Origin of the sequence: Mycoplasmopsis bovis PG45 (assembly GCF_000183385.1) — a bacterium.
Lineage (GTDB): Bacteria > Bacillota_I > Bacilli_A > Mycoplasmatales > Metamycoplasmataceae > Mycoplasmopsis > Mycoplasmopsis bovis.
This window is the reverse complement of sequence record NC_014760.1, coordinates 484,165-498,281: the sequence shown is the minus strand read 5'-3', so window position 1 is coordinate 498,281 and position 14,117 is coordinate 484,165. Positions and strand designations below refer to the sequence as shown.

General features: G+C 25.6%; 9 protein-coding genes. 6 read left to right on the top strand and 3 right to left on the bottom strand.

Annotated features, from left to right (window positions below; translation table 4 throughout):
- Window positions 1–39: 39 nt before the first annotated feature.
- Complete coding sequence (locus tag MBOVPG45_RS02135) at window positions 40–591, bottom strand: variable surface lipoprotein (protein WP_013456242.1); 552 nt, start codon at window positions 589–591, stop codon at window positions 40–42.
- A gap of 297 nt (window positions 592–888) precedes the next feature.
- On the opposite strand from MBOVPG45_RS02135, the gene MBOVPG45_RS02130 reads away from it, so the two are divergent.
- From MBOVPG45_RS02130 to MBOVPG45_RS02115, 5 genes are all read left to right on the top strand, one after another.
- Window positions 889–1,833 carry a variable surface lipoprotein gene (locus MBOVPG45_RS02130; RefSeq protein ID WP_013456344.1) on the top strand — a complete coding sequence of 315 codons (945 nt, stop codon included), beginning with the start codon at window positions 889–891 and terminating at the stop codon, window positions 1,831–1,833.
- A gap of 296 nt (window positions 1,834–2,129) precedes the next feature.
- Window positions 2,130–2,303 carry a hypothetical protein gene (locus MBOVPG45_RS04630; protein ID WP_013456424.1) on the top strand — a complete coding sequence of 58 codons (174 nt, stop codon included), beginning with the start codon at window positions 2,130–2,132 and terminating at the stop codon, window positions 2,301–2,303.
- A gap of 912 nt (window positions 2,304–3,215) precedes the next feature.
- Window positions 3,216–5,204, top strand: coding sequence for a BspA family leucine-rich repeat surface protein (locus tag MBOVPG45_RS02125; protein ID WP_013456516.1), 1,989 nt, complete (start codon window positions 3,216–3,218; stop codon window positions 5,202–5,204).
- Between the two features lie 308 nt (window positions 5,205–5,512).
- A complete protein-coding gene (locus tag MBOVPG45_RS02120; protein ID WP_013456484.1) occupies window positions 5,513–7,237 on the top strand; it encodes an MIP family Ig-specific serine endopeptidase in 1,725 nt (574 codons plus the stop codon).
- A gap of 462 nt (window positions 7,238–7,699) precedes the next feature.
- Window positions 7,700–8,287, top strand: a complete 588-nt coding sequence (locus tag MBOVPG45_RS02115) for a variable surface lipoprotein (RefSeq protein WP_013456039.1) — start codon at window positions 7,700–7,702, stop codon at window positions 8,285–8,287.
- A gap of 248 nt (window positions 8,288–8,535) precedes the next feature.
- Here MBOVPG45_RS02115 and MBOVPG45_RS02110 read toward each other — a convergent pair whose 3' ends face one another.
- Window positions 8,536–9,837 (bottom strand): ATP-binding protein, encoded by a 1,302-nt coding sequence (locus MBOVPG45_RS02110; RefSeq protein WP_013456133.1) that lies wholly within the window; start codon window positions 9,835–9,837, stop codon window positions 8,536–8,538.
- A gap of 808 nt (window positions 9,838–10,645) precedes the next feature.
- Between MBOVPG45_RS02110 and MBOVPG45_RS02105 the strand changes: the two genes are divergently transcribed.
- On the top strand, window positions 10,646–12,604 hold the full coding sequence (locus MBOVPG45_RS02105; protein WP_013456464.1) for a S41 family peptidase: 1,959 nt from the start codon (window positions 10,646–10,648) through the stop codon (window positions 12,602–12,604).
- Window positions 12,605–13,826: 1,222 nt separating this feature from the next.
- Here the strand turns inward: MBOVPG45_RS02105 and MBOVPG45_RS04815 are convergent.
- Window positions 13,827–13,973: a variable surface lipoprotein gene (locus tag MBOVPG45_RS04815; RefSeq protein WP_232955581.1), complete on the bottom strand. Its 147-nt coding sequence runs from the start codon at window positions 13,971–13,973 to the stop codon at window positions 13,827–13,829.
- Window positions 13,974–14,117: the final 144 nt, after the last annotated feature.

Below are 14,117 nucleotides of genomic sequence, written 5' to 3'. Positions count from 1 at the left end.
TAATTTCTTAAAAATAAGTATTCATTTAATACTTTTTAGTTAGACACTAAAATCTGAGATTTCACTAAATACATCAAGTAGCTCAGTTACTAACTCATTAATATATTCATGATTATTATCTGTTTCTTTAATATCATTTTTTTCTTTTAATAACTCATTTAATTCTTCACTTAGATGACTTATAAATTCCTTTATCTCTTCTTCTGCTCATAGCACTAGATATTTAAAGTTTTCTGCATTTATTTCTAATAAATCTTCTTTATATTGTAAGTAAACTGATTGCTCCATTTGCTTGAGGCTATCTGGTTTTTTGTTCATAAATTTTTTAAATTTAGTCTCATTAAATTTTGTGCCTTTTACTTTTATAATTGCTTCTTCTAAATTTTTTATTTCTTTAGCAATTTTTTGCTTATATTTTTCTAGAGCAATTTTGTTTTGTTGTATTTCTTTATTTTCTTTTTCTTTTTTATTTTCTTGTTTATTATCTTCATTTTTAGCTTTTTGTTGCTTACATGATGCAGCTACTACTGGAATTGACATTGCAGATACTACTAAACCTAGTGACAATAAGATCTTTTTTGTTTTCTTCATTTATTTATAAGTCTCCTAAAAACTTCTTTATATTTTTATTTAAATAACAATTTTTGTTTAAAAAATAATGCCCCAAGTTATGCAACTAATTCGAGGCATTCTTATATTGTTATATGGGTAGTTTACATAATTTTTTATTTTTTTATATAAATTAGATAAAAAACTAATATTTTTATCCTAATTTGCCTATTATGAGTTCATTTTTTTTTTTTTTTTGAAGCCTAATCTAATATATAAGGTAGTTATATATAAAAAGATTTAAGTTTAATTAAGGTATAAAAAGGATTTTAATTCTATATGAAAAAAATAAATAAGATATTTATAACTTTAGCTTCAATAGTATCAATTTCATCTCTACCAATAGTCGCTGCTGCATGTGATGTAGAGAAAACAGAAGAAGGTATGGGAGAAAACTCAGGCACAAAAGACCAAGAGGACCAAACTTCTCCAAAAGACCAAAAGGACCAAACTCCTCAAAAGGACCACGAAGAACAAACTCCTCCAAAAAACCAAAAGGATCAAACCCCTCAAAAGGACCAAAAGGACCAAACTTCTCCAAAAGACCAAAAGGACCAAACTCCTCAAAAGGACCACGAAGAACAAACTCCTCCAAAAAACCAAAAGGATCAAACCCCTCAAAAGGACCAAAAGGACCAAACTCCTCCAAAAAACCAAAAGGATCAAACCCCTCAAAAGGACCACGAAGAACAAACTCCTCCAAAAAACCAAAAGGATCAAACCCCTCAAAAGGACCACGAAGAACAAACTCCTCCAAAAAACCAAAAGGAACAAAGTACAAAAAAATATAGATTACCTGAACTAAAGGATTTTTTAGACAAAAATAACAATGAACTTTTTGAAATTGATGAAAAAAAAGATGAAGCAAAAAAAGAGCTAGATGTCTTAGTAAGTGAAGGTGCTCTAAGAATATCTAATGGTAGGATTCAACACCATAGAAAAAATAGAAAAGTAGGTAGTCGTAAAAATAAAAAAAGTAAAGGTGGAAGTTCTTCTAATGATGTAGAACATCTAAAATTTAGCAATAAATTCAAAAATTCAGATAATGTTAATACACATGGCAAAAAGGAAAACATTGGCTTTAATTTTGGTAACAGAAAAAAAGGTATCAAAATTAGTAAAAATGGTAACAAAATTGTGCTTGAATGGCAACTATATTTTGACAATGATGGTAAAGCTACTTTAGATGATAACATTTACAAACAAGAAATAGATTTAAAATAGAAACAAAAAATTAGGCCTGCGGTACTGCGGGCTTTTTCTTTTGATAATAAGAATTATTTTGTCAAAGCAATTAAAAGAAAAAAGGCTTTTGAATTATTTAAATATTATGGAAAATCCTTTATGCATAGAATATAAAAAAATCTTTTCTAAAGATATGATGAAGATAAAAAAATGTGAATTATATCTCTAAAACTATGTTCTATGTACTAAAAAAAGCAGAATAAGCAACTAAATCCTTATACAAAAAAACTTATAGAGACATAATTTCGGGTGCTGATATAAAAAAAATTATCCAAGTGAAGAAAAAAATCAATCACACAAATAATACAATAAAAAGCAAGAAGCTAAAGAAGCTAAAAAATCAATGAATTAGAAACCCAGGATTAGAAGATATAGTATCTAATATTAACTATGTAATTAACTTAAAGAAATTAAAAAAACAAAAAAATATTAGAAAAATAAAAATATAGTTATAAAAATCCTATTAAACAAACATAAACTAAATTATCTAAATTAACTTAATAAGTATCAATAAAATAAGTAATTAAAATAATTTACGGCAATTAAAACTCTTCATATTTTAAAAAATTTATTATTGATATATTTTAAGCTAAAAATGGTGTATATTTCCAAACATTTATTTCATATTTACTACTTTTTTAACTATTTTGTGTTTTATGCAGGCATCATTATTATAATTAGTATCATAAAATGAATAGCTCATATCTGTTTTTCGTAGAGTAAATAATTTTATATCGCTATTAACTGTTTGAAAAGCACCTTTTTAAACTAGTTATTGCAAGAGATAATTAACCTGATATTTTTTTATATGCCACAGAGCACTTACTTTACCCTTAGTTTTCTAATATGGCTATTTCAATTAATAACTTACTTTTTTTAGTTTACTATGTCTTTAATATTTAATAGAGCATAGAAATTAAATAAAACAAAGTCAACTTTAACACAAAAAAATGTTTGAAATAATGAACTCAATGTTTTGCGAAATAAACTAATTTAGTTAACTTCTTAATTTAATAAAAAAATCTAGAAAAAATGGGCTGAATGTTTTATAACACAAAAATTTAACTTAGAACTTAAATTTAGCAATACAAACAAAATGAAATATATGAAAAAAGTGTGTTCCAAGAGGAAACTAATTTTAATTAAGATATTAACAATCAAAAGAACATCAAAGCAGTAGCTAATTTCTTAAATGTTTAAATATGCTAATGCATTTGTACAAGGCCTTTCTAGTCGAACTATTAGTAAACAATAAAAATCATCTAGATCTTAATCCTTAAAATGAATGAATGCCAAAATTTTCCAAGTAAAAATTTTAAACAATTAAAAAAACCATCACAACTTGATAAGGAGTTAAGAAAATGAAAAAAGATTGATTACTAATAGGCGGACTAGCAGCTGTGGCTGTAGTTCCTATTTCCATAACAACAACATTGCTTATTAAAAAAAATAAGCAACAAAATATTAATCAAAATAAGATTGAAAAATTACAAGACGAGCTTAAATTGCTACAAAGTCAGATAGTCAATTTAGAAAAAGATAAAACACAAATGGCTCAGTATGCAGATTCTCTAATTTATGGCTTTGATATAGAAAATTATCAGTTAGAAAGTCTAGAAGCAATGCTAAAATTGCAAGCTAAATTTCATGAATTGAATTCTTATGTTGATGAACTTAAAAATCAAATTAGTATTAAAAAACAAAATGTAGCAGAATTAGAAAAAGAAATTAAAAGATTACGTAATGAATTAAATCATGACCGTAATGTTATCAGGTTTGAAATTCAAAGGCTAGTAACTGATGAATGAGCTAATATGAAGGATGAGATTTTACAAAGTCATAAAGTTAGTGATATTGTGAAACATCTAAATAAAAGAATTAAATTTACTAAATTACCATATCTAATAAAAACTGATTCAGATAAAACAATTAAGTCTTTAAAAGATGCCACTAAAAACCTTATTTTAAGTTTTGATGGTTTAGATTTTGAACTAACATTAGAATTAAAAGATGTAAGCTTTCATCTAGACTCAATTGAGCATAAATATGAAGATAGTCAAGAAACTATTTGTAAAATAATTGGTTATTATAAAGATGAGTCTGGCAAAATAGCTATTAAACCTTTTGCAAAATCAACTAAGAAGGTTCCTACTAGATTGCCTTGATTTATAGAGTCATTAAAAGCAGCATTTAAAGAAAATAAATCATCAAACATAGAAAATCTTAATGAATGAAATACATCAAATGTTACAGATATGAGTATGATGTTTGAAGCAAGCAAAATTAATCAACCAATAAGATTTGATACAAGAAACGTTATTACTATGTATTCAATGTTTTATGAAGCAAAACATTTTAATTCCCCACTTAACTTTGATACAAGAAATGTGCAAAACATGAAGGCTATGTTTTATGATGCACTCGAATTTGACCAAGAACTAAAATTTAATACTAAAAATGTTACAGATATGTCTTTAATGTTTAGCGGGGCAAGTAAATTCAATAAACCGCTCAACTTTGATACAAAGAATGTTAAAAAAATGAACTCAATGTTTTGGGGAACAAATGAATTTAATCAACCGATTAACTTTAATACACAAAATGTTGAAGACATGGAACAAATGTTCTCTCATGCAAAAGCATTTAATCAAATATTAAATTTTGATACAGGCAATGTAACAAATATGAGAGGATTACTTGAATTAGCAGAGAACTTTAACTCTAATTTAAACTTTTCTGATACGCAAAATGTTACCACTATGGAAATGATGTTTAATGGAGCTATAAACTTTAACAAACCAATAAATCTCAATACAAAAAAAGTAACAAATATGAAATTTATGTTTAATAATGCATATAAATTTAACTCGCCTATTAAATTTGATACAAATAATGTTACTAATATGTATGGTATGTTCTATGGAGCACTTGAGTTTAATCAACCACTTAACTTTGATACAAGTAATGTTGAAAATATGGGCAATATGTTTTATAATGCAAAGAAATTCAACTCAGAGCTTAAATTTAGTAATACAAGAAATGTAAAAGATATGAGTGGTATGTTTTGTTATGCAGAAGCCTTTAATCAACCACTTGATTTTGATACAAGAAATTTAGAAAATATAAAATGAATGTTTTATGACGCAAAAAGTTTTAATTCAAAACTTAATTTTATAGATACAAGCAAAATTAAAAATATGCAAGGTGCATTTCAAAAAGCAAGTAAGTTTAACCAAGATATTAGTAACTGAAATATTCAAGCAGTAACTGACTTTTCCGATATGTTTGAAGGCGCTAATGCCTTTAAACAAGACCTTTCTAAATGAAAAAGTAACCCAAATTGAAAATAAACTAGAACAAAAAACTAGACTCGCAAATATAGCAAGTCTTTCTTTTTAAAAGCAAAGTATTTTTATGCCAATATAATTAAGAGTAAAAGAAGTGTTTTAACTTATTAAATTATTATTAAATTCCTTAAGATATAGCAATCATTGAATAAAGAGAATTAAATATGTCATACACTTAGTAATAAATAAATTAGTAATATAGACACAATTTTAATGTATTGCTTTACAGATTAAAACTAAAATGTCATTTTACAAAAATATTTTTTTGGTAAACTTTGAAAAAGATATTTTACTTACATTACGAGGTCATGATGAGTAAACAAAAATTATTATTAATTCCTATGATATCAAGCATTAACAGCTTAGTTTTATTAACTTCATGTTCTAAAATAGAAAATACTAAAATTACTGAATCAATAAGTAAAAATAAACCTGATAGTGAAAATAATGCAACTATAGAAAGTAATACAAACCTAAATGATAATAAAGATAATAAATTAATAAATCCTACAGTTCAACAAAACCAAACTAGTTTGTTTAAAATCATAGAGCCTGAGACTATTTATAAAGAAATTTATGATCGTACCTTTGCTTTGAAATTTCTTACAAAACTTCCTGGAAACGAAGGAATATTAGATAACAATCAAGGGACTGGGTGATTACTTGACTATCATAAATTTAAAAATGCTAATAATAAATATAAATTATTCATAGCAACAAACCTTCATGTTTTAAGTCATTTTAGTAATTCACTAAGTAAAGAGTTAAATAGTAAACTTAACTATTATGATTCTCAAAGCGATAAAAAAATTCTAGGTGTTGCTTTAGGCAAAACCCAAAAACCAGTAAACGATTTTAATCATGTTCCAAATAATAAGCCATCAATAGATAGAGCAAAAAATAATAGTTGAAATGCAAATTATTATGGTAATACTATCCCAACGGGAGAACATAATCGCTGAGAAAATACTTCACATAAAACCACTACAACAGAAGCAATTAGTAGCCCTAAAATAGTTTTTGCTGCCCTTGATTTTATGAAAAAAGAAGCATTTTCAAAATATCAAGACAAATTAAATGAAGTAGTTAAGGAATTTGGGACTAGAAAATTACAAGAAAAAAGTGATTATGAATATAAACATGCTTGGGATGATTTAAATAGAGTGTCTAATGTACCAATGATGGTAGATTTTGGAATTTTTGAAATTGATGTTGATCTTGATAAAGCAGATGAAACATTAAAACAATGAGTAAAAGAAGCTATAGATGGTGTAGATAAATATCTAGCAAGGTTATCAAAAACAGCTGCACTTCCAAACCAAAATAAAGATGTTTCTAAATATTTGCAAACAGTAGATTATGTATCTGCATTTAAAACGCAAAAACATCCTAATAATCTAACCAAGGCAAAGGATGTTTATATTGCTGGTTACCCTGTTGATGAAAAGGTTGCTTGATGAATGCAAAATAATCCATCTGAAAGATATGAAATGCAGGATGAGAAGCAAAATCAAAGTATGAAATTTGATTTTTCAAAATTTGATCCATCTAAACCTTTTCCAATACTACCGCATAATTTTCCATTTCGTCGCAAACCAACAGAAGGTTTCTCTGAAAATAATGTAGAAGAAAAAATTACTACAATTACTCCAACAATTTTTGATTCTTATTGAGGAAGAGTTTTAGCAGCCTGATATGGTTTTCAATATAATGTTAACTTTTCTTCTTTGTACTATGGTGCATCAGGGTCATTAGCTTATAATGAATACGGACAAATGATTGGAATTTATAATGGTGTTAGTTCAAATGTTAAATTTGGAGACTTACTAAAAAATGGTTCAATTGCACCATTTTTACAGTCAAGTAATATAGAGGCTGGTGAGAATACTATTTATGCATACAATCTAATTGATGGTACTAATAAAACTCAATTTGGCATGCAAAAGAACTCATTTAGAGAGAATTTAAGAGTAATTTATCCAAATGGATTTGAAGACGGTTCTAAGGAAACTAAGCTATTTGATAAAGGTTATTAAGAAGTAATTTCACATAAGAAGTTTCTTTCAAATTATATGTTCAATGTAACACTCAGTAACAATAATACTGGGTGTTTTTTTAAAAAATCCCCTTCTATTGATTTGAGAAAAAGGGGATAAGTGAATTAAAAAATACATTTGGTAATCACTAAAAAACTTAGTTGTAATACCATAACCTAACAAGTATCATATGATCTCAATTAGATAATGAATTAGATGCCACTAAGGCAGAAAAATACACAAAAAATAAAGTTCATAATAAAAAAATGAAAAAAAAGAAACTAAGTTAAATGAAAAATTATCTGTAGGACATAATCTTTGATATACTTTTAAAAATTTCTATTTTTTTAGTACAAAAGAATCATTAAAAACTTAAATTATAAATAAACCTAGATAAAAAAATGAATAAAGAGAGCGTTCCCACTTTGTAAGTTTATAAATCAGTAAAAATAAAGGAAAAATATGAAAAGCATCAATAAATTGCTAATATCTGCTGTTTCAGCTATTTCGCTAGCTATGCCACTAGTAGCTGCTTCATGTGGCGCAACCAAATCATCAGAACAAGGTTCAGAATCTAAACCGTCAGACACAACCAAACCATCAGAACAAGGTTCAAGATCTAAACCATCAGACACAGACAAACCATCAGAACAAGGTTCAGGATCTAAACCATCAGACACAACCAAACCATCAGAACAAGGTTCAAGATCTAAACCATCAGAGATAGACCCCATTCAAAATGATACAACTAATAATCAAACCCCAAAAATGCCAAATACTGTAGGAGATTTATTTAAGGAACTTAATAAAATAAGAGATCAATACTACAGATTTAAGGGAAAGTTAGATTCATTAATTGATAAAGAAAAATTAAATACGATAAAGCCACACTTTGATTACTGATTTGAAAAACCAGATCCAAATCCAGACCCAGATCTAAATATAGATCAAGACCCAGATAAATTAATTAAAGAATCTGGATATGATCAAATCAAAAAAATATTAGAAAAAAGGAGTAATAAAGACAGCAAAGAATATATAGAGCAGTAAATGAACTAAAAAAATTCATCGAAATTTATAATGCTGATCTTAGACCAATATTAGAGAAAATTATAAAATAAAACATCAATTTTTGATTCTTGAATAATCGGTAAAACTTCAAAAAAGAATGAATGATTTTATCTTGTCTTATATAGTGTATATTTTGGAATTATTTAATTAAAAATAAGGCAATAAAAACAAAAATGCTTAGTTAACAATAAGTTGCTAGGCATTTTTTTGTTGTAGTTATTGCAATGTTAGATAACAGAATCTGTGTATGAACCATCTAATAAGAAGTCTATTAAACCAATGTATAAGACACCTTTTTTATCATGTCAAGGGATTATGTTGTTATAAGTTATTACTATTTTTTTGAATGTGTCGTCAATATTGTACAAAGATCTTGTTTCTTGTTCTATTTTTTCTTTTGTAGGTAATTCATATGCAGATTGAATGTAATATTTAACATTTGGTTTTTGGCAAACAAAATCAACTTCAAATGATTTTCTAGTTCTTTTATCACCATTAGATATAAATTTTTCAACTATTCCAACGTTGATGTTAAATCCCCTTCTCTTTAATTCATTATAAATTAAGTTTTCCATTATATGATTTGGTTCATATTGATTAAAATCTAATCTTGCGTTTCTTAAACCAATATCAGTAAAGTAATATTTTAAAGGTGATTCAAAAATTTTTCCACCCTTAACATTAAATCTCTTACAATCAGAAATCAAAAAAGACTCTTTAAAATAATTTAAGTAATTACTTACTGTATTTGAGGAAATTTTTATCTTCATTTCAGAAGAGAATCTATTAACTAATTTACTAGGGTTTGTTAATGAACCTATGGTTGATGAAATGAAGTTTAATAAAATTTCTAAAATGTATTTATCTTTTAATATTGATTTTCTTTCTAATATATCTTTTATATAAAGTTCATCGAATAAATTAGTTAAATATTCTCTTTTTTCTTCTTGATCTTTTAAATTATAAACACCAGGAAGCCCGCCATAAAATAAGTAATGTTCTAGTGCCTCTTTTTTATTTTCAAATAAATGATATATTTCAGAAAAAGATAACGTATGAATATGAATTTGATTGGATCTATCTCTAAATTGTGTCAATATCTCACTTGATAACATCACAGAGTTACTTCCAGTTACATAAACATCAACATTTTCTCTTTTCATAAGTTCTAACAAAACATCAACAAATGAAATAGTATACTTACTATTTTCAATATAAGGATTTTTGATAATTTCACAATATTGAATTTCATCAATTAAAACATAACATTGCTGTGAATTACTTGGTAATAGTTGTTCAATATGTTTAATAAGGTTTAATGGATTTCTAAGTGCAATATCTTTAATGCTGTCTAATGAAATCTTAATAATATTGTTCTCATTAACGCCTTTTGAAAGCAAATATTTGTTAAAAATATTAAATAAAAAATAAGATTTTCCACTCCTTCTAATACCTGTTATAACTTTAACTTTACCATTATTCATTTTGTTAATAATTTTGTTTAAATACGAGTCTCTTTTAATTTCCATATTTTTCCTACTTTTAAAATTTGTGTGTATTTGCACAACTATTTTAAATACATTATATAAAAAGACAGCATATTTCTATTTATTCTGGATTAACTTTTAAAATTTGTGTGTATTTGCACACTTTTTTTAAATCTTAATTAGTAATTTAATTTATCAATGAATACAGTGATTTAAGTGAATAATTATTTGGAAATTCTGTTTTCCTTTTATGAGTTATTATATGATTAATTAAAGAATTCCAAAAATATAGATTTTATTCTTTGGTTAAAATAGTATAAAAACAGTTAAAAGGTAAAGTTTTTAATAAAAGGGTATGTTTTAGTAATGGAATGTGCTCTTTTGTTTAGAAAATTAATAAAAATTTTAAAAAATTAAACTTGGAGAAAATGTTATAACAAGCATAATTATTTGTCCAAATATTTTGTCTTAGTTTCATAAATTGTTATTTAAAAATCCATGATAATATAAGCATCTATGCAGATAAATTTATTAATATGTTTACATTAATGATTAGATTTTGAATTAAAAGTAAATTTGAGTTTATATGTGCTTTTAAAGATTAAAATTTATATAGAAATAATGAAAGTGGTTAAAAAGAACAAAAAAGATATAATATAGAAAGTTATGCATGGTTAAAATATTAATTTAATGATTTTAATAAAAATAGCTATGAATGAGGTGTAAAGTCTGACTTTGAATTTGACAAAAATGGTTATGAATTTGAAAAGTTATTTAATTTAGATTACATACAAGAAGTTGTTAATCAACTAACAAAAAATAGTTAGAGTAAAAAAAGGGAGGGGGCAGTATGAAAATTTCAAAAATAAGAAATTTAGTCATTTCTTCAGCATTTATTTTGCCTTTTACTGTTATTTCTGCAACATGTGAAACTAAAGCTGATTTTGATGAGTCTGCATTAAAAGAGTTTTTAATTATTCCTTTGGCCAAGGAATTAAATGGTCGGATTGATAGAAAAAACAACAAAATAAAAATGTATATGCATAATGATGTTGCTTATGTAGGCATAAAAGAATTTTTAAGAAGCATTTCAACTATTATTAAGCATGATAAACTGACTTTTTCATTTAATAATGACAAAGTCAAACTAGTTCTAAAAACTGACCTAGATGAGAAAAATAACCCTTCTCTAACAGTTGATTATAAATTGAAAAAAATAATCGTCTCGAATTATAAGTTTTTTACAGAAATACTAAAAAAATATGAAAGAGGCGAGGAAAAACTTAAAATTTCCTTCTTAAAAAGAGAAAACCAAAATCTAAATGAAGAATTTGAATTTGATTTAAAAAAATATAATATCGATATTTTAAAAGGCAAAGATGATTTATATTTACCGCAAATTCTTTTAAATCAAGTTATATTAAATGAGTCTAATATTCAAACCTATTTTAATGATGATGTTTTTAACATATTTAGATTCGCTGAATCTCTGACTGGATTTGGTTCAATATCTTTAAAAATGTCACCAAAAAATAATGTTAAAAACATTCCTGATGGACTTAAAAACTTCCAATTAAAATACTATCCATTTTTATTCGATTACTATTACGGGATTAAGTTAGATAAAAATAAATCATACAAAGAGTTTTTTAACAATTATAAAACAGATATTTTGTCAAATGATTCTGACACTCACTATTTATCAACTAAAAAAATTATTAGTGATTTAGATGATCCACATACTGCTTATAAGTTAGATGGTTACTATGATAAGAGTAGAGATTTATCAAGTCGACAAATTGCTAATAAAAAAAGAACTAATGGCCAAATAGAACTAGGTAACCATTTGCAGAAACAATATTTTAAAAACAACACTGAATATCAAAATGTTTATACTCCTGATAATAAAACATCAGTTATTTCATTTAAGACATTTGAAGAAGACAGTGCTTCGCATATCGAAAAATCATTGAAAGAGGCAAAAGAAAAAAGTGTTAAAAACATTGTGTTTAATTTGACTTTAAATGGTGGTGGATTCATTGGTGCAGCTTTTGAAATAATGGGTTTCATGACTGATAAGCCATTTAAGTCGTACACTTATAACCCTTTATCAGGCGAGAAAAAAATAGAATTAATTCAATCAAAATATCCTAAATACGATTTTAATTACTATGTTCTTACTTCGCCTTATGCTTTTAGTGCAGGAAATATATTTCCACAAATGGTAAAAGATAATAATGTCGGGAAAGTTATTGGATATAAAACTTTTGGTGGTGCATCAGCAATATCCTATGCAATATTGCCAACAGGTGACATTATTCAATTAAGCAGCAACACTGTTTTTACAGATAAACACTTCAGAACAACTGAATTCGGTATTGAACCAAACTTCAAATTTAAGTATGATTTAAGTAAGAATCCAGAAAAATTATATGATTTGACTAACATTCAAAATATAGTCAATAATATATCACAAGGCAAATTTGATGATGTCATAGAAGTTAAAGAAAGTGAACCTGAGACTAAGTCAGAACATAAAACTTCTAAAAATAATCCGCATATGAATTCTAATTTAATGCCTAGAAATAGTTCTAAGGAGCATTTTTCTTTAAATTCTAACTCATCGACCATAGAAAATAAATCAGATAATATTTCGAAATTATCAGCTAAGTCTGTAAATATGTCTAATAATGTCAAAATAGCAATTATTTTATCAACAGTAGTTATTGCAATTTTAGCTATCGCAATATCAGTTTATTTTGTTATTAAAAAACAAAAGCGTAAGCTTAATCTTAAGAATGAAATCTAATAAAAACAAAAAAGCTCTTAAAACTCTGCTACTTATTGCAGAGTTTTAAATTTATAAACAATACTTGTTTTTTAAATATCTACTAAAAAAGTTATACTAAAGATCCCTAATTCATAAATAAAAGTAAACAAAGAAAAATGCTGATTATTATAAGAAAAACGATTTGAGAAGTAGTATAAGTTAAAAAGTAGTTTAGCTGGTGGAATGGCTTGAAAAAAATCCGCATCAACTTCTGGTGGGGATTTTATTATTTACTATTTATCAAGAGTTAAACAAAAAAGAATTTATCATATTTCATTAATTTTTGCAATCATCTTTGGGACTTTTGCACTAATTTTAATAACAGTCATAAGGCTTTAGGAATAAGTGCTGATAAACCATTTAACTATGGCTTTGTTTTTGGTTAGATCATCTATAGTTTTCACAATAGTATATGAAGTTGTTTAAAACAATGTTTTAGCAAAAAATATCAACTTCTTTTATTATAATAGTACCTTTTAATACATACCTAATTTATCTTGATTTCATTATATTGAACTTAAATTTTTTGAGGTTTTTTAATAGGATTTTAGGAATAATTTCCTTTTCTTCTTATTTTATATCTTGAAGTTTTAAACTATTAAAATGAATTAGAACTAAGAATTGATAATTTTAATAGATATTTAATAAATTTAGGCAACAAAAATTATTATTATATTAATTTTTTTCTTCCAATTCCTTCTTTATTTTTGTTTTGTATTTTTCTATAAACTCCTTAGCGAGTTTTAAATAATATTCATGTTTTTCATTTCTATTTACTTGATTATTAAAATTCAAGTAGTGGTTTCACTCATGCCCTATATTAGGAATATTTTTAAATCAAAATTCTAAATCTTCTAAGTAATTTAGTTCTTTAAATTTTTCATTGTTTTCTTTTGCTTTCTTATAATCTTCTTGAATTTCTTCAAGCTGTTTTAATAAGTATTTAGGGTCATCATTTTTTCTTCTTTACTCTCATCTTCTTGCTTTTGTATATCTTGATTTTGTGGGATAGTATCTGGAGAAGAATTACCAGAACCATTAGGTTCTTCTTGCTTTTGTATATCTTGATTTTGTGGGATAGTATCTGGAGAAGAATTGCCAGAACCATTAGGTTCATCTTGCTTTTGTTTATCTTGATTTTGTGGGATAGTATCTGGAGAAGAATTACCAGAACCATTAGGTTCTTCTTGCTTTTGATTATCTATAGTTTTTTTTGGGGGGGGGTAGTATTATTAATTATGATTTCATCTGTTGGATTCTTGTTTTCACATGATGCAGCTATTAATGGCATTGAAGAAATTGAAATTATTGAAGATAAAGAAATAATTATTTTATTTGTCTTTTTCATATTTTTTTTCCTAAATTTTTATAGTTTTATATTATCTTATTATTAGTTTTAAATTATAAAATAATTATAGGGAAATTATATTAGGAATATAAAAACACAAATGCCATCTAAAAATGATATTTGATTTAAAATAAAATTTCATAA